Source organism: Thermovirga sp., from assembly GCF_017656375.1.
Taxonomy (GTDB): domain Bacteria; phylum Synergistota; class Synergistia; order Synergistales; family Thermovirgaceae; genus Thermovirga.
On record NZ_JACDOB010000003.1, the window covers coordinates 1 to 23,348 of the forward strand.

Sequence of the window (23,348 nt, forward strand, 5' to 3'; positions counted from 1 at the left end):
GTTGCGGGGGCAGGATTTGAACCTGCGACCTTCGGGTTATGAGCCCGACGAGCTTCCTGACTGCTCCACCCCGCGATGCTAAACTTTTATTATTAAACTATATCATAGCACACCAGCCTCTGTTGGTGGGAGAGAAGGGATTCGAACCCTCAAGGCTTTACAGCCAAGGGATTTTAAGTCCCTCGTGTATACCAGTTCCACCACTCTCCCGCGTGCGTACAGGATATTACACTGCTATATTTGTTCTGTCAAGATGTCGAATAAATCTTAAACTCAAAAAAACGGGAAATCCAAATCCACTCCTACACGTTTTTCACTTATATCGCGTACATATTATAACCCACAAACTATATGCAAAAAGGAACTGTTCCTTTAAAATACTCTTGTTTTTTAAGTTCAACACACATAACCCCTTGTATATAGGAGACAGAAAAATGGCATTTGGTCCAGAAATGGTAGCGGCTTGGAGTTCAGATATATCGGAGGAATTCAAAAACAAAAGAATTGCAAGATTAGATTTCGGAGAAAAATGGATGGTGGTGCAATTCACCAACCACTCTAAAGCTCTGTTCTTCTCTTTGGACCCAGAGTATTACGGTATAGCCTCTATTGGAAAAGCTTCAGCAAAACTGCTTGTCTCCCATTTTTCCAGGCCTCTGCGTGTTGAGCAAACTTTCAAAAAACATATTACAGGAGCAAAACTAGTTGCATGCACCCAAATTAATAACGACCGCATCCTTGAAATAGCCTTTGAAAAAACTTTAGGAGCAGGCTTTTCTCAAAGATACTACGTTGTTTTTGAAATAATGGCCCACAAGAGCAACCTTATCCTGATGACTGAAGAGAAAAAGATAATTGATGCAATAAAACTGAAAAGCTTCGATGGAAGGTCATCTTCTCTGGTGCTGCAGGGCACAGTATACTCACCCCCAGCCCCAATAGAAGGGGCCACATTAGCAGAAATACGTAGGAACCTTCCATCGGAACTGCCTCAAAGGCTTGTTGGCGTAGGAAAACATCTAGAGAAAAAAATAAAAGAGTTATGGAATCAGTATACCCCTGAGACATGGCGTGAATGGCTATCAAAAATGATCTATTCTCCCGAAAACATGGAACATATATCGTTTCAAAAAATAGGAAACTATATAACCTTTTTCCCCATCATTCTGCCAGGTGCCGACCCTATTATGGCTCAAAGCCAAAAAGCCATTGAGTTTACTAAAGCTTTCGTTTTTTACCCTTTGCTGCAAAAAGAAAGCACCGCCCTAAAAAATACGATATTGGAACCTTTGCTGGCTGAAATGCACTTATATAAAGCACGAATAGAGGGGTTAGCAAATTTGGTTACCATGGCTCAAAAGTCTGAGCAGTGGATGAAGATGGGGAACCTGTTAATTGCATGGCAACACAACATACCCTCTAACTCTGAAGAAGTAATCCTGGAAGACTGGACCGTGGAGCCACCTCAAAAAATAACTATAAAGCTTAACCCCCAAAAAAGTGTCGTCGAAAATGCTCAAATATATTTCAAAAAGGCAAAAAAATATAAAGACAAAAACGGCGAAGCGCAAAGGCTACTTAAAGCCTATAAAGGCCGTTACGAAGAGTTACAAGAAACCGTTGAAGGTATAAGATCAATAGATGATCCAACCCAAATTTTAGCGTTATCGAAAGAACTTGTATCCCATAATCTTGACAAAAAAAACAAACGAAGCAAAGGTTTGCCTATAATTCGCTACGATCTTGAAGGAGCCATAATTTTTGCTGGAATAAACCAAAAATCGAATCACTACATAACTTTCAGGTTAGCTAAAAATGATGACATCTGGCTTCACGTGAAAGACAAACCCGGGGCTCACGTAATACTCAGAAGAACCGATTCAAAAGGAAAGGATTTTTCACCTGAAGACCCTCGCTTGATATTCGCAGCATCTATAGCTGCCTACTACAGCAAAGGAAGATCGGAAAGTCGAATCGCTGTTGATTATACAAAGAAAAAACACGTCGCACCACAGAAAGGAACTGTAGCACAAGTAACTTATAACAATTATAAATCTATTATGGTCTCCCCAACTTATTGGAAAAAACATCTTGAAGAACAGCTATAAGTTCTTCCGTCAAATAACATTGAAAGGATAAATTCACACCAGTAATAGGATGTGGGAAGGCAAGCCTCCATGCATGTAAAAATATCCTCTCAGACTCGAAAACCGGGTCTCTTCTGGGCGCATAAAGTTTATCGCCTACCAATGGACAACCTAGGGACTTAAGATGGACTCTTATTTGATGGGTGCGCCCAGTGTATATGCGACATCTAATAAAGCTGAAGCCATTACATGTCCATAGCACTTGATACCTAGTAATGGCTCTCTTGCCTTTTGGTGTAACCGCCATTCGAAGCCTGTTTCTGCTATCCCTTCCAATAGGTAAATCAATTAATCCAGTACGGTTTTTGGGGGCTCCCCATGCAAGGGCTAAATACTCTTTTGCTACGGACCTGGCCTTGAATAACATAGACATTCTCTCATGGGCTTTAACATGTTTTGCTACCACCATAAGTCCTGACGTTCCTGCATCAAGCCGATGAACAATTCCAGGCCGTAGTGATTTTTCTCCTTGAAATAAATCTGGATACCGGGCTAAAAGTCCTTGAACTAGAGTCCCTTTCCAATGTCCAGGGGACGGATGTACAACCAATCCCGCAGGCTTATTAATTATTATTAGGTCTTCATCTTCATATAACACCTCAAATTCTATGTCTTCCGGAGCCAAAGTAAGAGCTTCATTTAAAGGCATTCTTACCATTACTTCCATCCCTGCTTGTAAACGAGCCGAGGACTTAACGGAAGATAATCCTCTTACGGATACAAGGCCATCCTTTATGAGTTTCTGTATCTGAGACCTTGATCTCTCAATCTTTTCAGAAAGAAACACATCCAGCCTATATCCTTCATAATTTTGGCCGACGACCAAACACGTAACTTCATGTTCTTCGTCGGCCAATGCATTTTTCGTGCTGTTATTCCTACAATCAATCATTCTATATTGACACCCATAGATCCAGAATTCATTTCTTGCGCCTTGTTATAGACCCTTCGTAATTCTTTCTGCATCGGAGGCAGTATCTAGCCCACGGCTTTGCATTGAGTCGTTCTTCCTCTATAATTTGGCCACATTTTTCACAGTAACCAAACTTATCAGAGTGAGTTTCAAGCTTTGCTAGTGCATGTTCCACTTCCTTGAGCAAATATTTTAAAGATGCAACCTCTCCTGCTTTATATTCTTTATGCGCTAGTTCAGAGGCATGCTCCGCCAGATGATCAGGGTGATCTGGCCCAGGAACATCTTCTCCCTTGCTCTCAGCTAACGATATTAGCTCGGCCAGTTTTCGTCTTTCTTTTTCAAGTTTAAGCATAAGCTCAGCCTTGTTCATTTCATAGCCTCCAATATTTTGCTCTATGGCTATAACAAATGCAAATAACATTTATTCATGTAGCGTATTATAACACCTTTCACACAAGCCATTCTCATTAACTGACTTAGAATACTTCCAACACCTAGGGCACTTCGTACCTCCTGCTTTTTCCACGACCATTTGAATACCTATATCATCGTCCTTAAACCTAATATGGTCTGCCTCTGGAGAATGTTCCTTTTTCAAGAAGAAACCGGACACAATCATTACTTCTGCCCATTCTTCAGGGGTAAGTAATTTTATATCCTCGTCATCCACAGAAGCCCCTTCTATAATTACTTGAGCCTCCAAGGGATGGCCAATTAACCCTTGGCTTCTAGCAATTTCCAACCCCTTAGTTATCTTTGTCCTGACTTCCAATATCCTTGCCCATTTAGATTCTAGGGTTTCATTTACGTATTCCTGATTTATCAAAGGCCATCTTGCCAAAAACACACTCTCTTCCAGAGAACCATCTATTTTCCTCATCTCCTGCCATATTTCCTCTGCTGTAAAACTTAATATTGGAGATAATATTCTAGTAAGGTTCACGAGAATTTCCCACAAAACCGTCTGGCAGCTGAGTCTCTTATGAGATTTAGGTTTTTCCGCATAAAGTCTATCTTTGCTTACGTCAAGGTAGAAGGCACTCAAGTCATTAACGCAAAAATGGTGAATCATGTAGGTAGGCAGGTGAAACGCATATTCATCAAATCCCTTAGTTACCCTCTTAATAAGGTTCTGAACCCTGGAGAGAATCCATTTATCCATTTCCTCCAGTTTATCATACGCTACCCTATTCTTTAGGGGCTCGAAATCATACAAATTACCCAACAGAAACCGTGCTGTGTTTCTTATCCTCCTATACGATTCAACAAGATTTTTCAAAATATTTTCGGAAATTCTAATATCATTACGGTAATCTGTTGATGCAACCCATAGCCTCAAAATATCAGCACCATATTTACCTATTATCTCCTGGGGTGCTATAACGTTCCCAAGAGATTTGGACATTTTTCTTCCCTCGCCATCAACGATAAACCCATGAGTCAAAACAGACTTATAAGGAGCCTCATCCCTCGTTGCCACAGATGTAAGCAGTGATGTTTGGAACCAACCCCTATGCTGATCACTCCCCTCAAGGTATAAGTCAGCAGGCCACTTAAGTTCCGGTCGAGTCTCCAATACTGCTATATGACTGCATCCCGAATCGAACCACACATCCATGATATCTGTTTCTTTTCTCAGTTTATTGCCTTTACATTTAGGGCAGAATGCCAGGTCTCCAAGCAGTTCCTCTGGGGTAAGTTCCCACCAACAATTGGACCCCTTCTCCTCTATTTGGGCTTGTACTCTTCTTATCCTATCTGGAGATACGATAGTATGCCCACATTCTTCACAGTAAAAAGCAGGAATTGGTACTCCCCAAACCCTCTGGCGACTTATACACCAATCGGATCTATCTCTTACCATATTAGCGATCCTATCATGTCCCCAGTCAGGGATCCATTCTACCTTATCAATCTCGCTTAATGCTTTAGCTCTAAAAGCCTCAACAGACACAAACCACTGCTCTGTAGCTCTAAATATAACTGGCTTCTTACAACGCCAGCAATGGGGATATGAGTGGGTAATTTTTGATACTCCTAAAAGGCGGCCATTCTCTGAAAGGATAGACATAATTTTCTTACCGCCTTCATCTAAAGAGAGGCCACCCACTAATGGCGTATTTTCAACAAAGAACCCTTTACCATCAACAGGATTCAGAATCTCCAAACCATATTTGATACCAGTTTCAAAGTCTTCTATACCATGTCCTGGTGCTGTATGTACACATCCAGTCCCTTGATCCAATCCTACATAATCTGCTAACACTATGGGAATTTCCCTATCGTAGAAAGGATGTTGCAATTTCTGTCGCTCAAGATCTTTGCCTTTTAAGGTAAGAATTGTTCTCACAAACTTTATCTCTGTATTTTGCTCAACTTCATCCTTCAATTCATCAGCCAGAAGAAAAACTCTGCCATCTTCCGCTTCCATAAAGGCATATTTGTGATCCGGATGGATTGCAACAGCCATACTTGCTGGCAAAGTCCAAGGCGTAGTAGTCCAAATTACCGTATAGCACTCTTTTCCCTTGAGCTCATCAGCCAAATCTTGGTTATCTTTAAATGGATATGCTACATATATAGAAGGAGAAGTCTCATCCTCATACTCTATTTCTGCTGCGGCCAAGGCTGTCTGACAATCTGTACACCAAAAAACAGGCTTTTTGCCCTTGTAGACGAGCCCCCGCTCGACCATATCCGCGAAAACCCCAATTTGAGCAGCCTCGTATTGGGATTTATATGTTATATATGGATTTTCCCAATCTCCCAGAACTCCTAATCTCCGAAATTCAGACCTCTGTATATCAATATATTTCTGGGCATATTCCATACAATGCTCTCTAAGTTTGGGTGGTTGTATCTTTTCCTTATCTATTTTTTTTTCCTTCAGCACCCTCAGTTCTATGGGCAATCCGTGAGTATCCCAACCGGGAACGTATGGCGCATAATAGCCTTTCATCCATTTGTATTTAGGTATGAAATCTTTCAGTATTTTGTTAAAGGCAGTACCTATATGAATATTCCCGTTGGCATATGGGGGACCATCATGTAGTACAAATTTTTCAGCTCCACTACGAGACTCCTTTAGCTTTTCATATAGCCCCATAGAATCCCAAAACCTTAAAAACTCCGGTTCTTTCTTGGCCAAATTGGCTCTCATTGGAAAGGATGTTTTGGGCAAATTTAAGGTGTTCTTATAATCTTCAGGCATCCTTTATCTCCTCCTATTGTAAACTGAGAGCTGCCACCCTCTTCGACAGCTCTCAGCATAATTAATTCTTCTACAGCGATCAAAATAACAGAGCTTTACGCAACGACTGCTTTGGCCTTTTTCCTCTGTATTAAGAACATCATCACCAGTATTACCAAACCTATTATATCTGTTGTAAGCCCTGGTACCAGCAGAGCTATAGCCCCACCTATAGCAACCGCTCTCTGCCATATTGCCATCTCAGCTTTATAATAACCTATGGATCCCATACCAAGCAAGAAGACTCCAAGTAATGCTGTCACTATTGATACTGCATATGGAATTGGCTCAAAACCAACCAATACCAGCATTGGGTTAAATACATAGATATAAGGAACAAGGAAACCAGCAATAGCCAATTTCACCGCTGTTGCGCCTGTCTTCATAGGTTCAGCCCCAGCAATGCCTGCTCCCGCATATGCTGCCAGAGCTACAGGAGGACTCAAGTCTGCAGCAATTCCAAAGTAAAGCACGAACATATAAGCAGCCATAGGAGCAACGCCTAACTGTAGTAAAGCTGGAGCAGCCATAGTACTTGTCACTATAAAGTTGGCTGTAGTTGGAAGGCCCGCCCCAAGCAAAATACATGCCACCATAGTAAGAAGCAAAGAAACAATCAATATTCCTCCCGAAAGGGCAATTATTGCGCTGGCGATTCGCAAACCAAGACCTGTCAAGGTAGCCGTTCCGACAATTATCCCCACAGTACCACATGCACAGGCTACTCCCAAAGCCCCTTTGGCACCAGATTCCAGCGCATTTTTTAACTTAGGAATAGTCATTCTTGTCTCTTTATTCAAGAAAGACACGCCAACAGTGAGCAATATCCCATTAAAAGCAGCCTTAAGTGGCGTATAGCCGCTCAAAAGGAAATAGATTATTCCAAACAACGGAATTAAAAGATGTCCCTTAGCTTTTAGTAGAGGAAATATTTTGGGCAGCTGTTCTCGTGGAAGACCCTTTAAGCCCAACCTAGAAGCTTCAAAATGAACTTGCACTATAACTGCGAAATAGTAGAGCAAAGCCGGCACAACTGCAGCAAGGGCGACCTTAAGATAAGGAACACCCAAAAACTCAGCCATTATGAAAGCAGCAGCTCCCATAACTGGAGGCATTATCTGGCCTCCAGTGGACGCTACGGCCTCTACCGCCCCAGCAAAATAGGGTCTATAACCTACGCTTTTCATCAGTGGGATGGTAAACATTCCTGTAGTACAAACGTTAGCAACAGAGGACCCCGAGATGGATCCCATTAAACCAGAGCTCACAACAGCCACCTTGGCAGGTCCACCTGTTGACCATCCCGCCAAAGCCATAGAAAGGTCTATAATAAAACGCCCCATTCCAGTCTGTTCAAGAAACGATCCGAAGAGTATAAACATAAAAACAAAAGTTGCTGAAACGCCAAGAGGGATGCCAAATACACCTTCAGTCCCCATATACATGTGATTTATTATTCTCATCACATTGAAACCCCTATGTGCAAACATGGCGGGGAAATATCTGCCTGCATAACAATAGAAGAGAAAGAATATAGCTATGCCTGGCAAAATGGGATTTGACACTCTCCTAGTTGCTTCAAGGAGCAACAGGATTCCTATGAATCCCGCAGTAAGATCCATGGTAGTTGGAAGACCGGCCCTCATAATTATATCGTTGAAAAATATGACATGGTAAAGAGCTGCAAATGCTGCTAATCCCCCCAAAACAAAATCATACCAAGGAACCTTAGTTTCTATGACTCCCTTTTTCTTGGGGGGGTACAATATATAAACAAGAAAGAGAACGAATGCTAAATGAATAGCTCTTTGTTTTATTGCAAGCAACAAACCAAACCCCGACGTATAAATATGAAATGCCGACAAGGCTACCGCAAGAACGGTAACCATCGCAGCGTACCATCCTCTCAAATCACGGGTATTGGCTTCACTATCATATTTCCTGCGAAGCTCATCAAGATCGATTTTTTCTGCTTCTTTTTCAATTTCTTCGATCTTTATCGTGGTACCGCTCTTCGGTTTGGCTTCTTCTTTCATCGAAATACCTCCTCTTTATGATTTAAATATAAAGATGATAGCTGTCATATTGTCGCCCGAGCTCTCTTACACCTGCTCCACCTCCAAATGCAGACACTCTCTTGGGTATATAAGCGTGCTGTTTATTCTACCATATTGGGCAAGATGACAAGGCTCTCCTTTGAAAACAAGCTCATCGCAATTGTTATAGGAGACAAACCTACAGCAAGTTTCTTTCCTTGCACGATAGCGAACAACTTATAAGTTCTTGCTCCTGCAGCGTTATCTATAAAACCACGTCTAAAAGTAATAACATTTTTTCCCAAGATGTGATTGCCAACCCTCAAAAAGAAAACATTCCAATTAAACCGCCCTCCTCTAAAATAAAACCACTCATCTGATGCAATAAACTTTCCGTTCCTGGGCACCTCAAAAGGAAGGCCGGCATTATGAGATTTAACTTTCTCTTGCCACTGCCATATTCTCCCACAACTGATCACATACTCATCTATGACCGGGGTTTTCTGAACGGAATGCACATATAATGTCTCAAACCTTCCCCCTACAGACACAGGTATCCTAAGCCAAAGGCTATTAGCCACCTTAACTTCAACAGTCTGAATGGGAACAAAAAAAATAAAGGCAAAACACGAAAGCGCTAATAAAAACCAAATAGTAAACTTTAGTCTTCTCAATGGAAATACCATATACAACCCACTCCTTGATTTATTAACAACTAACCCAACTTTTCTAATCCAGACAACAATGGAACAAAACGGCAGTAATCATACCATTTTTCCTCAATTTTTTCTCTTTTATAAACTCTTAACAACAATCGCTCAACACCAGGGTGTAAATGCAAAGGCAACAATATCCTTCCGTTACCTTTCAGTTGCTTTTCCCAGGCTTTTGATACTTTTGCCGATGCAGCCGTCACAATAATCGCATCAAATGGAGCTTTTTCTGGTAACCCCAACTTGCCATCAGCTAAAAAAATAGAAGCCTTCAATCCCACTCTTTTTAGGTTTCGTCTAGCCCTTTCAGCTAAAGGCTCGATCCTCTCGATAGAGAAAACCTCTGCACCCAAATAAGCCAATATAGCTGCCTGATATCCTGAACCTGTACCTATTTCCAATATCTTCTCACCAGGCTTAGGATCTAGCAGTTCTGTCATTCGAGCAACCATATAAGGTTGAGATATGGTTTGATCATAACCTATAGGTAAAGGACAATCATCGTAGGCCATAAATTGCAAATCATCAGAAACAAAAAGATGCCTTGGCACCTTTGTTAAGGCATCCAAAACCTTACTATTAGAAATACCTCTAGCTGCAATTTGCTCTCTTACCATACGTTTAGAAAGTTCAACCCAATTTTCTCCCCAAATAGCCATATCACACCACATCTTCCCGCGCAGTATAAAACCTTCGCAACAAAATTATACTGGAAAACCCATAACAGACAAACGAAGAGAATAGTTAAAAGAGGTGAGTGATACTTTGCGGTACAAGTGGCGGGCCTGGCCCGATTCGAACGGGCGACCTACGGCTTAGGAGGCCGTTGCTCTATCCTCTGAGCTACAGGCCCGCAAAACAAAAGTAATATTACCATGCCGTAAGGCTTAATTCAATGGGGAAGAAAAATTTTTGTAATTAAAAAACATTCACACATGAATACCGAGCATCTTTATACTCTTCCTATATTCCTCCGCTCTTTCCCAACAATCTACAGCTACTTTTACATCTTTCTTTATTTGAGCTATCAAATCTTGGATATATGCAAACCTGGATTCATTTCTTATTCTATCTAAGAAAAATAAGGCTATTTTTTTGCCATAAAGATCGCCATTAAACCCTATAACGTGGGACTCTACTCTCAAAGACCTAATTCCCTCAAACGTAGGGTTGAACCCTATGTTTATCGCTGTAGGGTAAATCTTACCTTCTATGACCACTGCACCTGCATACACTCCCCTACTTGGTACAATTTTGCCAGCACATGGAACAATATTGGCTGTAGGGAAGCCTAAAGCCACACCTCGGCCTTCTCCATGAGATACGGTCGCATTCAAAAAAAATGGATACCCCAACATCCCTGCAGCCACCTTGACGTCACCTAAAGAAATAAGTTCCCTTATCCTTGAGCTGCTCACCTTCACTCCCCCAAAGGTCACCTTGGACACAATGGAGGTCTGCCATCCTTTCGCCAGAGCAAGTTCTTTAAGCATAAGAGCATTGCCTTTTCTAAGGCGTCCAAACTTAAAATCCTCGCCAACTACTAACCCGCGTACGAAAAATCTCTCCTCTAAAAAATTCACAAAATCTTCTGGCTTCATCTCCGCTAAACTCCTTGTAAATGGTATTCGCACTAACTCGGGAACACCCAAGAATCGAGCCAGAACTTCTCTCTCTCTTTCCGTAAAAAGAAAAGAAAACCCATCACTTGAAAGAACGGCTTGCGGATGAGGAGAAAAAGTAACTACTCCCCAAGAGTCCTTCATACCTGACGCCATTTGTTCAGCTGTCTTAAACAACTTTTGATGCCCCCTATGAAAACCGTCGAAAGCTCCTAAAACTATTATCACCTTAGAAATCTTCCTTCCCTAGGTCTTCTCTGTCACAGAGGATGGTCCTAATAGGTTTCAAAAGACATTTACCTGAAACTATTTGATATTCAGCAAATGAAAAAAAGTCCTCTCCAACTAAAACTACGTGCCTGCTTACACCAAAAGGAGACCACTGCATTCTTAAAAGCTGCGAAGGATATACAAAATTACCACATTTAACCCACTTTTGCAGATTTTGAGGAATGGAATATATCGTGTAATTTTTTATTATTTCATAAGGAGCTCTTACATATCTTTCAACATTACCTTCTTGTAGTTGTTCTAAAGTAACACCTTCATGCGCTCCACTAGAGCCCACGTAGGTCCTTTTCAGAGAAACCACTGTAGCATAACAGCCTAAAGCTCTGCCTATATCTCTAACTATGCTGCGTATATATGTGCCTTTTCCACAAAAGACCCTAAAAGAAAACAGTTTACTTTCCAAATTGTATTCGCCCATTTCTATTTTATAAATGCGGACAACCCTTGCAGCGGGGACAACATCTAACCCCTTTCTCGCCAATAAATGAGATCGCTTACCATTTATTCTTACAGCAGAAATCCTTGGAGGAACCTGATTTATCCAACCCAACATGGTGAAAAGACACATTTCTAAGTCTTGTTTCGTCACATACTTCACTGCATCGGCTTTCGCAACTATTTCTCCACTGAAGTCCAACGTATCAGTCTCATATCCCAACTGAGCTTCTACTTCATAGACCTTAGGAAGTCCCATTATAAAACTAGAAGCTTTAGTCATATTTCCAAATAAAATCACCAGCAGGCCTTCCGCCGTAGAATCTAACGTACCTGCATGTCCAACCTTAAAATTCTTGCCCAATAACAATTTAGTCTTATTGACACATGTAGTACTTCGTTCCCCACGCTGTTTATTCAGTAAAATAACTCCGCCTTGCATATATCTCCCCGACTTTTTCTAGCATAATCCTCTTCGCAATTTCTACAGGATGATCTATTCTACAACCTGCTGCTCTTATATGTCCTCCACCATCCCATATTTGGGCAATTTCTCTAGCATCCATTGGTTCTCTAGTTCTAATGCTTGCTTTGGTGCCCTTTCCCTCTTCCACAAGTAAGACAGCTATTAGCACGTCCTTTATAGACAGAAGTTCGTTTACAAGATGCTCCGTGTCTTCTTTCTCTGCGCCACATTCATCAAAATCTCTACCTGTCAAAGAACACATACATAATCTACCCGACAAGTGAAGTTCTGTATTTGTAAATGCCCTCCCCCATAAGCGTACCTTCTCTATGGATCTGTTTTCGTATATTTGCGTAAAAATTTTTTGGGGATCTAACTTCCCTATCCTTAGCAGATCAGAGGCTACAATGTGGGTTTGAGAAGATGTGTTAGAAAAGCGAAAATGCCCCGAGTCTGTTGCCAGGGCAACATAAAATCCAAGGGCTTCTTCTTTAGACATTTCCCAGCCATACTCTCTGTACAAAGACCAAACAATTTCAGCTACCGAGGAAGCATCCTCCTCTATTAAGTTCAACTTGCCGTAATTACTATTATCCCCATGATGATCTATATTAACTATAACGTTCCCAACATCCTCAGATAACAACAATTTGGTAGTCCTATCCAAAGAAGCAATATCAACGGCTATAACTACCGCGCCAGCAGGTACCACAACACTCTTTAAATCCTTATAATACTCTATCCCAAAAAGGAATTTATAAATATCTGGAGCTTTATCAGGGCCACACCATATAACATTTTTGTTCAACATTTTAGCCCTTCGCACCAAAGCACTACCGCATCCTAAGGTATCTCCATCAGGTTTCTCATGGGCCAAAATAACCCAACAATCAGAGCGCAGGAGGACTTCCCTTATAGAGGCCAAAAGCTTCTTCATTGATTTTTCTCCGAACCTTCCTTCCTCTCATCCTCAGTAAATTTTATAGAGTCCAGCACTGCCTCTAACTTTCTGGCTTTTTCCTCAACCACATCATATTCAAATCTTAGCTCTGGTATTTGCCTTAGGTGCATCTGCTTTCCCAAAATGGCACGAATCAACTTAGATGCTTTTTCTAAGCCCTTTTGCACCTCATCCCTATCTTCTCTTCTCAGGGTAGTGTAATAGACTTTTGCGTGACTAAGATCCCGAGAACAATCAACTTCTATTAGTACGGCTTTTCTAGCTCGCTCGTCCTTTATCTCACTCTGTAACAGAATAGAAATTTCCCGCAAAAGCTCTCTATTGATGCGTTGCATCCTAAAAGATATCATGTTTCTCTACCTCTCGTTTCATTCGGACAATACTAAATTCTGCAAGGTCCTCTTTTATAGTTAAAAATTGGCTCACTTCAGATAAAAGATCTTCGACACTATCAAAACTACTGCCAATCACCCCGATAGCCATTATGGCATCACTCCACGAATCCAAAGGGCCTAGATCGCTGACAGAAACATTCCATCGTCTCCTAAGGATAGTCACCAAAGAGCGTACAACCTGCCTTCTATCCTTAAGGCTCTTCGCACCATGTATTTTTATCTCAAGAATCAAAAGGCCCACTACAGGCGACTCGCATCTTTTAAACATTTTCTATTCCAATGTTCTCTTTTCCTCCACAACTTCATACGCTTCTACGATATCTCCTTCGTTGAAATCTTGGAAGTTAGTAAAGCTCATACCACACTCATAACCGGCAGCTACTTCTCTAACATCATCTTTAAATCTCTTAAGAGTATCCAAAGAACCATTCCAAATCACTATACCATCCCTTACTATGCGAATCTTAGCATTTCTTCTTATGACACCTTCCAACACGTAACATCCCGCGACCTTGCCTATTTTAGGAACCTTAAAGACAGCCCTTATCTCAGCTTGCCCCAAAGTTTGTTCTCTAAGTGTCGGTGCAAGCATTCCCTCCAAAGCAGATTTGACGTCGTCTATTAGGTCATAAATTACGTTATATAGCCTAATTTGAATACCCTCAGCTTCCGCCAATTTTTTGGCCTTAGCATCCGGTCTCACGTTAAACCCTATAATAATAGCATCCGAGGCCGAAGCTAACATTACGTCAGATTCAGAAATCCTTCCAACGCCTTCATGAATAAAATCTATCTCTACCTCTTCCGTTTGAAGTTTCTTGAGGGAACCTTTTAATGCCTCTAACGAGCCCTGCACATCGCATTTTAATACCAATCTCAAAGCTGGAGTCTCTCCTTCAGACATTTTGTCATAAAGTTCTTCCAGCGTTATATGCCTCTCAGCTTTTGCAGAGGCAGCTTTTTCTTCCTGTTTAACTCGATCTACTAACGCTCTGGCTTCCTTCTCTGCACTTACAACTTTAAAAGTCTCGCCTGGAGAAGGAACGTCGTTGAAACCTAAGATCTCGACCGCTGTACTAGGCCCCGCTTCTTTCAAAGTGCGACCTCTATCATCTATCATAGCCCTAACCTTACCCCAGGAAGTTTCTGATACCAGAATATTCCCTACTCGTAAAGTTCCTTCCTGGACTATGACTGTAGCCACTGGCCCCTTACCCCTATCGAGTTTAGCTTCAATAATTACTCCACAAGGAGGAACTGTAGGATCCGCTTTTAATTCGTTCATATCAGCCACAAGTAATACCATTTCTAAAAGCTGATCCACACCCACTCCCGTCTTTGCGGAAATATCAACAAAAATAGTATCTCCGCCCCATTCCTCAGGAATTAAGCCATGTTCAGAAAGTTGCTGCCTTACTCTATCTGGCCTGGCTTCAGGTTTATCAATTTTGTTAACAGCCACAACTATCGGTACCCCAGAAGCCTTAGCATGATTTAGTGCCTCTACAGTCTGGGGCATGACACCATCATCAGCCGCAACCACCAAAATCACTATATCCGTAACCTGTGCTCCTCTTGCACGCATAGAGGTAAAAGCTTCGTGCCCTGGAGTGTCTAAAAAGACTATTTTTCTACCATTGTATTCAAGTGTAGAAGCACCTATATGCTGCGTTATTCCACCAGCTTCTCGTTCCGTTACTTTAGTCTTACGCATGTAATCTAGAAGGGAGGTTTTGCCATGATCGACATGCCCCATAACTGTTATAATGGGTGCCCTGGGCTGTAAATTCTTCCCTTCTGGCTTCTTTTTCTGTAAAAACTCCAGCTTATCTTTTTCTTGCTCCTCTTCTGCAGAATCTGCCAATACTATTTTTACATTAAACACTTTAGACAAAATATCCATTATTTCTGGGCCTACTACAGCTCCGGCTGGGACCATTTTGCCTGCTTCCAGCAAAGCCTTAACAGCTTCCGCAGGTTTAACCCCTAGAGCTTTAGCGACATCTGAAACGCTTGCCCCAGAGGGAACATTTATAGTTCTCCTACTTTCCTCTTTAGCTTCAGAAGATTTACTGCTCGCCTTTGTCTCTCCAAGAGACTCCTCTATTATCTGGGCAGTTTCAGCATCTATGGAACTCATATGAGTTTTAACATCAACCCCCAAATCTTCTAATATCCGCATCAGCTCTTTATTGGATAAACCTAACATTTTCGCCAACTCATATACCCTAATTTTACTCATAATCCCCAACCCCCTCTGTCACGAGCGCTTCAATTTTTTTAGCTATTCCGCTGTCAAGAGGAAGCCCCAAAATTTGGGTTTTTCCAAGATTAAGCTTTGAGTGCACTGTCTTTCTGTCAAGAAAATCCAACTTTATTACAGTGCAATGCTCCCTCTCCTTATATCCTGCTATCGCCCTCTCGACGTTGTTAGAACAATCCATTGTCAATAAAACAAGCATTTTTTTACCTTTCTTTAGTTCCTGCAACACCTTATCTTGGCCGACTGAAAGCATGCCGGCTCTTGCAGAAAGGCCTACTAAATCTAAAAATTTAGAATTTATGTATTTCTCTTTTTCATTCGTTTGGCCATCTAATTTTGCTTTTATGTACATTGCCACCTCGTCATAAAAAGACGCAGAAACAGGCACCTTCAGAGCCTTAGAGAGAGCATTTTTCTTCCTTGCCAAATTCAAACATTCCAGACTAATACACAGATAGGCCCCTCTTCCAGGCTCTCTTCCTGTGGGGTCGACGCTTATTACTCCTTCGGGAGAGCGCACGATCCTCAATAAATTTTTTTTACCCTCCTCCGCTCCACACCCCACACAGGTTCTTGGCCTTTTACGTTTCTGAAATATCCCCGCTTTCTTTCTTCCCTCTATCATCATATATTCAATCATCTTCCTTAACTACAATATCTTCAAACAAATCCTGAAGCGTTGGCAATCTGTCTGGTTCCAGTGTCTTTATATCTATCTTCCATCCTGTCAGCCTAGCTGCCAATCTAACGTTCTGCCCAGCTTTTCCAATGGCAAGAGAAAGCTGATCCGGACGCACATAAACTTTCACAGCCTTTTCTTGTTCCAAAACAGGCTCTATTTTCATAACCTTTGCTGGAGAAAGGGCATTTTTTATAAATTGCAAGGGATCGCCGCTATATATCACAATATCGATCCTTTCTCCTCCAAGGGTATTACTTATAGATTTTATTCGCGAACCATTGGGTCCCACACAAGCACCTACAGGTTCCACATTAGCATCTAAGCTGCTTACAGCAACCTTAGATCTGGCACCAGCTTCTCTTACGATACTTCTTATCTCTATGATTCCGTCACGGATTTCAGGGACCTCAAGCTCCAACAACTTACGCAAGAGCCCTGGATGACTTCTTGAAACTATTATTTTTGGACCCTTGGATGTCTGTCTAACTTCCAGGAGATAAAATTTCATACGATCCCCTAGATTATATTCTTCGCCTATTATTTTTTCTTCTCGAGGCAAAAGAGCTTCAGTCCTATCGTTCAACCTAACTAACACATAGTCATTTTCAGCCTTGAAGATAGTCCCCGTAACCAAATCACCTATCTTGTCAGCAAACTCTTCATATATTACCTGTCTTTCGGCGTCCTTAAGCCTTTGAATGATCACTTGTCTAGCTGTTTGAGCAGCTATACGACCAAAATTCTCAGGATTGACTTCAATCCTTATAATATCCCCTACCTCCACATCATTGAAACCTTTTTCCAAAGCTTCTTTTAAGGTGATTTCCGTATCAGGATCTTGTACATCTTCTACTATTTTTCGAACTTCACAAATACTCATTTCGCCATTTTCTAGATCTAAATAAACTTCCACATTCTGATTCCCATTTTTAAACTTTCTATAAGCATGGACCATCGCTGCCTCTAAACCCGAAGATATTATTTCAAGTGGCAGGTTTCTTTCTTGAGTAATTTGCCGTAAAGCGCGAGCAAAATCACGCCCTAATTGCATTATTTTTTCCTCCCTTTTCTATCATCCTTGATGTTTTTTCCTTTTGAACTAAATTTTTCAAGTTCATCCGATATAAGATTACACTTAGACACAAAAGATATAGGAACGCAAAGCACTTCCTCTTCAACTTTAAAAAATATTCTATCGCCCTCAACATCTTCTATAACTGCCTTGAAATTTTTATGTCCCTGCAAAGCACTTCTTAGCCTTACCTTAACCCTATTGCCTTTATACCTTACGTAATCTTTAACCTCGAATAAGGGTCTCTCTATTCCTGGAGAACTCACCTCTAAAAAGAACTTTTTGGGAATCTTCTCATCATGTTCATCAAGCAGCAGGTCTATTCTTTTTGATACCTCCTCACAATCTGATATCAATATTCCCCCCAAAGAGTCTATATAAACCCGCATTATATTCCGACCGCTTTCCACTGTAAATTCTATTCCAACGAACTCATACCCTAAACCTTCCACTAGATCTTTGATCTTGTCCTTGCTAAGTAATCCTTTTAGAATTTCCATCTTTACAACCTTCTCCCATTATTTACATTTAACACTGAGCCTATCAGACAAAAGGCGAAGAGCAGGTACTCCCACTCTTCGCCTTGGACAAGGCACAATAATCATTTCTAAGGCGCTAACACAAAGTTATTATATCACTGTAATTTTAACCAAGCAACAATAACACATATCTTCATCTACGGCATTACTCCACCCAATAATTAGGTGCCTCTTTAGTTATAACAACATCGTGAGGATGGCTTTCTTTTACTCCTGCAGAAGTTATGCGCACAAACCTTGCCTTCTTCTGTAATTCAGATATATCTGCAGCTCCAACGTATCCCATGCCCGAACGCAGGCCTCCAATAAGTTGATAAACTACTCCACTTAAAGGCCCTTTGTAGGGGACTAATCCCTCTATTCCCTCTGGCACAAGCTTATCTTCGGGTGCATTCTGCTGGAAATATCTATCTTTACTAAGGCCATCTTTCATAACAGCTAAGGATCCCATACCCCTATAGCTCTTAAATGACCTTCCTCTATAAATAGTTACTTCTCCTGGGCTTTCGTCTGTTCCTGCAAACAAGGAGCCTATCATTACAGCATCAGCGCCTGCTGCTATGGCTTTAACGAGATCCCCAGAAAAACGTACTCCCCCATCTGCAATAACAGTCTTGCCTTTTTTGTGGGCAACGCTAGCCACTCGCATTACAGCAGAAAGCTGGGGAACTCCCACGCCAGCAATGACACGGGTTGTACAAATAGAGCCTGGACCAACGCCAACCTTTACTCCGTCTGCCCCTGCCTCTATAAGCGCTTCAGCTGCCTCTCCTGTCGCAATATTCCCACCTATTATAGGTATCTTTGAGTGTCTCTTCCTAAGTTTCTTTACGGTCTCAATCACAGATTTGGAATGTCCATGAGCTGTATCTACAACCAGAACGTCCACTCCAGCTTCTATAAATTTGTCCGCCCTTCCAAGAGCAGCCTCTCCTACCCCTAAAGCAACTCCCACCCTCAACCTTCCATGTTCATCCTTACAAGCATTCGGGAAGTCCTTTGCTTTTCTTATATCTTTAATTGTAATTAACCCTTTTAGGATTCCTTTTGAATCCACTAGTGGCAACTTTTCCACCTTATGCTTCTTAAGTATTTCCGTGGCTCCCTCTAATGTGGTACCTACTGGAGCTGTTATTAGGTTTTCTTTGGTCATGACATCTTTTATAGGTTGATCGTAGTTAGTAACGAACCTCAAATCTCTGTTAGTTATTATTCCTACCAATTTATTATCGTTATCTACAATAGGAACTCCTGATATGTGATAATTTTCCATGAGACTTACCGCTTCTCTAACAGAATCCTCTGGATGAAGATAAAAGGGATCAACTATTACCCCTGATTCAGAACGCTTAACTTTATCTATTTCCGCTACCTGTTCTTCTACGGTCATATTCCTATGAATAATGCCTATGCCACCTTCTCTAGCCAAGCTTATTGCAAGTCTTCCTTCCGTTACTGTATCCATTGCCGCGCTACATAGAGGTATATTAAGTTGAATCTGAGGCGTCAAGTAGGTTTTCAAATTGACCTCTGCCGGCAAAACTTCACTGTATCCTGGCAAAAGAAGAACATCATCAAAGGTAATTCCCTCTTCAGCCTGCATTATTTTTTCACAATCCATCTTTCTCTCGCCTCCATCCTACATCTCTATAACTACAACAAAAAACCTTTTCAAATACCTGCTAGTTATTTGAGGGAATAGTTTAGAACTAATGCCCAATTATGACAAGGGATATTTTTATATGATATGGCTTACTAAGCACTGCATTAGGAAACGTTCATAATGCATCTACTATTTTTTGCATGACAACAGATGCATGACAATGAACAGCCATACCACATCCTGCACTATCAATGTGTTCCGCAGATTTAGCTTTCACATTTATCAATTCTACCCCATTAGAATCATTCAATACTTTTCCTAGGGATTCTTTTATTTTTTTAATGAAGGGAGCCAGCTTGGGATATTGAAGGATTATAATAGAATCTGCCCATACTAATTGCCAGCCTTTTCGTCTTACTCTCTCTACAACCTCTTTTAATAAAGCCATACTGTTAGCCCCTTTATATGCATCATCAGAAGCAGGGAAAAGAAAACCTATATCTGGCTCACCACAGGCACCCAATATGGCATCTGAAAGGGCATGACATAAAGCATCGCCGTCGGAATGCCCTACAGTACCTATCTCCGAAGGTATTTCAACCCCCCCCAACACTAGGCGTCTCCCAGGCTCAAGGGGATGTACATCGTAACCTATTCCACATCTTGTAGCATTTTGATAACAGGCTCCCATCATTTTAGCAAACTCCCAATCATAAGGGTAAGTGATTTTCAAATTTTTTGGGCTACCTTGTACCAAGCTTACAAAACGACCAGCCTTAGCCCATGCCTCTGATTCATCTCTGACCTCACAACTTGCTCTCTCGAGAACTTTAATAAGTTCCTCCCGAGGGTAGGCTTGTGGCGTTTGGGCTAAAAGAAGCCCCTCTCTCGGAATTGTAATCAAAATCCCACCATTCTCGAGCTTCTTCAACGCATCATTGACTTCCAACACAGGAACCGCTGCTCCATTTAAGACAGCCTCTTCCTTAAGCTTCAAGCACAAATTAACATCTGCAAAGGGCCTTGCGCCATCATGGACAAGGACATAGTCACTTTTCGCAGCTTTTAATCCCGAAAGTGCCGAGTCGTGCCTAGTTTTACCTCCAGGAACGACTCGCGCCCATGGATAAGGTTCCAAACAACCTCTTAAATAAGCCACATCTCCTTCGGGAGCTACTACGACCACTTCTTCTATAGCCTTCATGGCAATAAGCCTTTTAGCAAGGTGGAAGCTCCAAGTCCACAAAGGCCTCCCCCACAACAACCTATATTGCTTTGGAGTTCCCCCAAACCTGCTTCCTCTTCCTCCTATTAGAAGCACAAAAGACCACGTTCTCAAAGTTTAACCTCTCTTTTTACTCTGCCAAAGGCCATTCTGCCTGCTGGAGTTTGAAGCATGGAAGTAATAGCTACCTCCACTCTGCTTCCTATATATTTTTCTCCATCCTCGACTACTAGCATAGTTCCATCATCAAGGTATCCCACTCCTTGCTTGGGTTCCTTGCCTTCCCTTATCAAATCTACAACAACATTTTCTCCAGGTAGCAAAATAGGTTTTAACGCATTCGCAAGCTCGTTTACGTTCAGTACCTCAACTCCCTGTATTTGAGCTATCTTGTTGAGGTTATAGTCAGTGGTAATAATCTTTGCTCCCATAGCCTCCGCCAAAGCAACAATACCAGCATCCACAGAATCAACCCCCAGCTCGCCAAGAGACTTATCAACAATCTGCACAGAGATATTTTTAACTTTTTGCATCTCTTTGATCACATCAAGGCCTCTTCTTCCTTTTGTCCGCCTCAAGGGATCTGTTGAATCAGCTATGGATTGAAGCTCATTAAGAACGAACTTTGGCAACACAAACGTTCCTTCCACGAAACCTGTAGCTGCAATATCTAATATCCTTCCGTCAATAATCACGCTAGTATCAAGGATTTTTAAACTTCCTCCACTGAAAGCAACATCTGATAATTCTTCGTGAGGTTCTTTTTCCTTTTTCGTCTTTGCGAGGCGACTTTTCAAACCACCTATGGAGGTCCACATACCAGATATTTCTTCCTTGTGATTCAAAAAAAGCCTCACTCCAAGATATCCCAAAAATATGTTCAACGTTATAGCTATGTAACTCCCAACACCAGGAAGGCTTGAAAAAGGCAAAGCTGCCAAATTTGCTACAAACAACCCTGCTATGAGACCAAAAATAGCTACCGAAATATCGCGCCAACTCATCCCTTCCATGCTCTTTTCAAAATATAATCCCATAAAGCCGAGAATTCTTATAATGATGGGGGTTACTATATAACCTATAAGTCCAAATAAAACCACAGAAAGCAAATAAAGGACAATTACATGAGGCACATTTTCCCAAGGCCACAGTTTTTTGCTTATCAAAACAAAAGCTACCTCATAACCTATAATGGCTCCAATAAAAACAAACAGGCTTCGAGCAAAAATACCCAAGACTTTTTTTACATTTTTTTTGGCCATTTTATCACTCCCTTCTCGCTTTTTTGCCCCCATTTACTGCCATTCTTGAATCAAGAGAAGCATGTAGGGTTACCCTGTCAGCATACCCAATACTTCCTCCCACAGGAAGCCCAAAGGCCAACCTGCTTATAGCAACATCACAATCCTTCAAAACATCGTAAACAGCGTAAAAGGTCAAATCACCTTCAACCTTAGGATTAGTAGCAATTATAACCTCTTTAAAATCCTTTTCCACAACATAATGCTTCAGTTTTTCAAGTTGTTCCTCATCAAGGTCTTCTCCTTCCATAGGAGAGATTCGCCCTCCTAAGACAAAATAAAGCCCTGAATAAACACCTGATTGTTCAAAATTAATCAAATCCTCAAGACTTTCCAAAACACAAAGTGTCTTTCTGTCCCTCGTAGGATCACTACAAACAGCGCAAAGATCTCCCTCAGAGGACGCGATATTTCCGCATATAGGGCAAAATCCTGTTTTTTCTTTCAACTCTATAATTGCTCTAGCCAGTTCTAATGCATACTCTTTGGGCTGCTGCAGTAAAAAAAGAGCATAACGCCTCGCTGACTTCTCACCAACCCCCGGGATTTTGGCAAGAAGGCTTATTACCTTCTTCAATGGTTCTCTATCCAATAAAACCATCTCCTACATAAGACCAGGTATACCAAAACCCTTACCAAAAGCTCCCATTCTCTTCTGAGCCAACTCTCTACTTTTCGTCAAAGCATCACTAATGGCTGCAAGAACTAAATCTTCAAGCATTTCTTTTTCCTCTGGATCTATAACTTGCTCATCTATAGTGATTCCTACTATATCTCCTTGTCCGTTTGCTTTTACCTTAACAAGCCCTCCACCAGCACTTCCTTCTACTACTTCATGGGTTAGTTCTTCCTGTACTTTGGCCATCTCTGCCTGAAGTTTCTTTGCCTGCTTTAAAATTTGATCCATTTTCATTTTTTCAAGTTACCTCCTCTAAATAAAATTAATCGTTCTTTCTCAATGATGATAGGCACTACCATTATTTATCATAACAGCTCTATATAGCTGTTCGGCTAAAATCAACAAAGTCATCTCGTGTGGAAACGTCATGGGCGATAGCGACAAGAGCAAATTCGCTCTATTTTTGACATCCGAAGATACCCCATAGGCTCCCCCAATACAAAATATTAGCTTTTTTTGTGTCTCACACAAGCTTTTTTGCATCCATTTAGCAAAAGACAGACTATCCATGAGTCTACCCTGTACATCTAAGAGAACTAAAAAATCCAACCTCCCCATAGCTCCCAGTATTTCTTTTCCTTCCTCCTCCAAAACTTTTTCAGGCCTTTTCCTCCTAGAATAGTCTGGAACATGGCGTACGCTTAATGACACGTAACTTCTTAACCTCTTTAAATAATCTGAAACCCCTTCCTTTATGTATGAGGTTCTAGGCTTGCCCACTGTCAATATCTCTATCTTCACACCCTATTGTC

At 41.4% G+C, this 23,348-nt stretch carries 22 protein-coding genes and 3 tRNA genes; 1 reads left to right on the forward strand and 24 read right to left on the reverse strand.

The features are described 5' to 3' along the window. Position 1 precedes the first annotated feature (1 nt). Both H0Z23_RS02245 and H0Z23_RS02250 read right to left on the reverse strand, forming a co-directional pair. Positions 2 to 75: transfer RNA gene (locus H0Z23_RS02245), tRNA-Met, on the reverse strand. Positions 76 to 123: 48 nt separating this feature from the next. Beyond that, a tRNA-Leu gene (locus H0Z23_RS02250) sits at positions 124 to 210 on the reverse strand. A gap of 224 nt (positions 211 to 434) precedes the next feature. Here H0Z23_RS02250 and H0Z23_RS02255 point away from each other — a divergent pair. Continuing rightward, positions 435 to 2,108 carry an NFACT family protein gene (locus tag H0Z23_RS02255; protein ID WP_296867338.1) on the forward strand — a complete coding sequence of 558 codons (1,674 nt, stop codon included), beginning with the start codon at positions 435 to 437 and terminating at the stop codon, positions 2,106 to 2,108. Here the strand turns inward: H0Z23_RS02255 and H0Z23_RS02260 are convergent. From H0Z23_RS02260 to H0Z23_RS02365, 22 genes are all read right to left on the reverse strand, one after another. Continuing rightward, entirely contained in the window at positions 2,059 to 3,039 is a 981-nt protein-coding gene (locus tag H0Z23_RS02260; RefSeq protein WP_296867339.1) for an RluA family pseudouridine synthase, read from the reverse strand. The genes H0Z23_RS02255 and H0Z23_RS02260 overlap by 50 nt on opposite strands. Before the next feature lie 28 nt (positions 3,040 to 3,067). After that, a complete protein-coding gene (locus H0Z23_RS02265) occupies positions 3,068 to 3,433 on the reverse strand; it encodes a TraR/DksA C4-type zinc finger protein (RefSeq protein WP_296867340.1) in 366 nt (121 codons plus the stop codon). Positions 3,434 to 3,484: 51 nt separating this feature from the next. Further along, entirely contained in the window at positions 3,485 to 6,274 is a 2,790-nt protein-coding gene (ileS, locus tag H0Z23_RS02270; RefSeq protein WP_296867341.1) for an isoleucine--tRNA ligase, read from the reverse strand. A gap of 95 nt (positions 6,275 to 6,369) precedes the next feature. Continuing rightward, positions 6,370 to 8,349 carry a TRAP transporter permease gene (locus tag H0Z23_RS02275; protein ID WP_296867342.1) on the reverse strand — a complete coding sequence of 660 codons (1,980 nt, stop codon included), beginning with the start codon at positions 8,347 to 8,349 and terminating at the stop codon, positions 6,370 to 6,372. A gap of 122 nt (positions 8,350 to 8,471) precedes the next feature. After that, on the reverse strand, positions 8,472 to 9,035 hold the full coding sequence (locus tag H0Z23_RS02280; RefSeq protein ID WP_296867343.1) for a DUF1850 domain-containing protein: 564 nt from the start codon (positions 9,033 to 9,035) through the stop codon (positions 8,472 to 8,474). Between the two features lie 29 nt (positions 9,036 to 9,064). After that, positions 9,065 to 9,721: a protein-L-isoaspartate(D-aspartate) O-methyltransferase gene (locus tag H0Z23_RS02285; RefSeq protein WP_296867344.1), complete on the reverse strand. Its 657-nt coding sequence runs from the start codon at positions 9,719 to 9,721 to the stop codon at positions 9,065 to 9,067. Positions 9,722 to 9,839: 118 nt separating this feature from the next. Next, positions 9,840 to 9,915 (reverse strand) — tRNA-Arg (locus tag H0Z23_RS02290). 76 nt (positions 9,916 to 9,991) lie between these two features. Further along, positions 9,992 to 10,912: a riboflavin biosynthesis protein RibF gene (gene ribF, locus H0Z23_RS02295; RefSeq protein WP_296867345.1), complete on the reverse strand. Its 921-nt coding sequence runs from the start codon at positions 10,910 to 10,912 to the stop codon at positions 9,992 to 9,994. Between the two features lies 1 nt (position 10,913). Then, positions 10,914 to 11,852 carry a tRNA pseudouridine(55) synthase TruB gene (truB, locus tag H0Z23_RS02300; RefSeq protein WP_296867346.1) on the reverse strand — a complete coding sequence of 313 codons (939 nt, stop codon included), beginning with the start codon at positions 11,850 to 11,852 and terminating at the stop codon, positions 10,914 to 10,916. After that, on the reverse strand, positions 11,824 to 12,813 hold the full coding sequence (locus H0Z23_RS02305) for a bifunctional oligoribonuclease/PAP phosphatase NrnA (RefSeq protein ID WP_296867347.1): 990 nt from the start codon (positions 12,811 to 12,813) through the stop codon (positions 11,824 to 11,826). The genes truB and H0Z23_RS02305 overlap by 29 nt, the downstream gene beginning before the upstream one ends. After that, on the reverse strand, positions 12,810 to 13,172 hold the full coding sequence (rbfA, locus tag H0Z23_RS02310; RefSeq protein WP_296867348.1) for a 30S ribosome-binding factor RbfA: 363 nt from the start codon (positions 13,170 to 13,172) through the stop codon (positions 12,810 to 12,812). Before rbfA ends, H0Z23_RS02305 begins: the two co-directional genes overlap by 4 nt. A gap of 1 nt (position 13,173) precedes the next feature. Continuing rightward, positions 13,174 to 13,500 carry a DUF503 domain-containing protein gene (locus H0Z23_RS02315; protein ID WP_296867349.1) on the reverse strand — a complete coding sequence of 109 codons (327 nt, stop codon included), beginning with the start codon at positions 13,498 to 13,500 and terminating at the stop codon, positions 13,174 to 13,176. Between the two features lie 3 nt (positions 13,501 to 13,503). Continuing rightward, entirely contained in the window at positions 13,504 to 15,474 is a 1,971-nt protein-coding gene (gene infB, locus H0Z23_RS02320; RefSeq protein WP_296867350.1) for a translation initiation factor IF-2, read from the reverse strand. Beyond that, positions 15,467 to 16,135 carry a DUF448 domain-containing protein gene (locus H0Z23_RS02325; RefSeq protein ID WP_296867351.1) on the reverse strand — a complete coding sequence of 223 codons (669 nt, stop codon included), beginning with the start codon at positions 16,133 to 16,135 and terminating at the stop codon, positions 15,467 to 15,469. The genes infB and H0Z23_RS02325 overlap by 8 nt, the downstream gene beginning before the upstream one ends. Next, on the reverse strand, positions 16,128 to 17,228 hold the full coding sequence (gene nusA, locus H0Z23_RS02330) for a transcription termination factor NusA (protein ID WP_296867352.1): 1,101 nt from the start codon (positions 17,226 to 17,228) through the stop codon (positions 16,128 to 16,130). Before nusA ends, H0Z23_RS02325 begins: the two co-directional genes overlap by 8 nt. Then, positions 17,228 to 17,749 carry a ribosome maturation factor RimP gene (gene rimP / locus H0Z23_RS02335; RefSeq protein WP_296867353.1) on the reverse strand — a complete coding sequence of 174 codons (522 nt, stop codon included), beginning with the start codon at positions 17,747 to 17,749 and terminating at the stop codon, positions 17,228 to 17,230. The genes nusA and rimP overlap by 1 nt, the downstream gene beginning before the upstream one ends. Before the next feature lie 184 nt (positions 17,750 to 17,933). Beyond that, positions 17,934 to 19,409 (reverse strand): IMP dehydrogenase, encoded by a 1,476-nt coding sequence (gene guaB, locus H0Z23_RS02340; protein ID WP_296867354.1) that lies wholly within the window; start codon positions 19,407 to 19,409, stop codon positions 17,934 to 17,936. A gap of 157 nt (positions 19,410 to 19,566) precedes the next feature. Next, entirely contained in the window at positions 19,567 to 20,730 is a 1,164-nt protein-coding gene (ispF, locus tag H0Z23_RS02345; protein ID WP_296867355.1) for a 2-C-methyl-D-erythritol 2,4-cyclodiphosphate synthase, read from the reverse strand. After that, a complete protein-coding gene (locus tag H0Z23_RS02350) occupies positions 20,727 to 21,878 on the reverse strand; it encodes a PIN domain-containing protein (protein WP_296867356.1) in 1,152 nt (383 codons plus the stop codon). Before H0Z23_RS02350 ends, ispF begins: the two co-directional genes overlap by 4 nt. Before the next feature lie 4 nt (positions 21,879 to 21,882). Then, positions 21,883 to 22,518 carry a recombination mediator RecR gene (recR, locus tag H0Z23_RS02355; protein WP_366928867.1) on the reverse strand — a complete coding sequence of 212 codons (636 nt, stop codon included), beginning with the start codon at positions 22,516 to 22,518 and terminating at the stop codon, positions 21,883 to 21,885. Between the two features lie 3 nt (positions 22,519 to 22,521). Next, positions 22,522 to 22,830, reverse strand: coding sequence for a YbaB/EbfC family nucleoid-associated protein (locus H0Z23_RS02360; protein WP_296867358.1), 309 nt, complete (start codon positions 22,828 to 22,830; stop codon positions 22,522 to 22,524). Between the two features lie 42 nt (positions 22,831 to 22,872). Next, a complete protein-coding gene (locus H0Z23_RS02365) occupies positions 22,873 to 23,337 on the reverse strand; it encodes a 23S rRNA (pseudouridine(1915)-N(3))-methyltransferase RlmH (RefSeq protein ID WP_296867359.1) in 465 nt (154 codons plus the stop codon). Positions 23,338 to 23,348 lie beyond the last annotated feature (11 nt).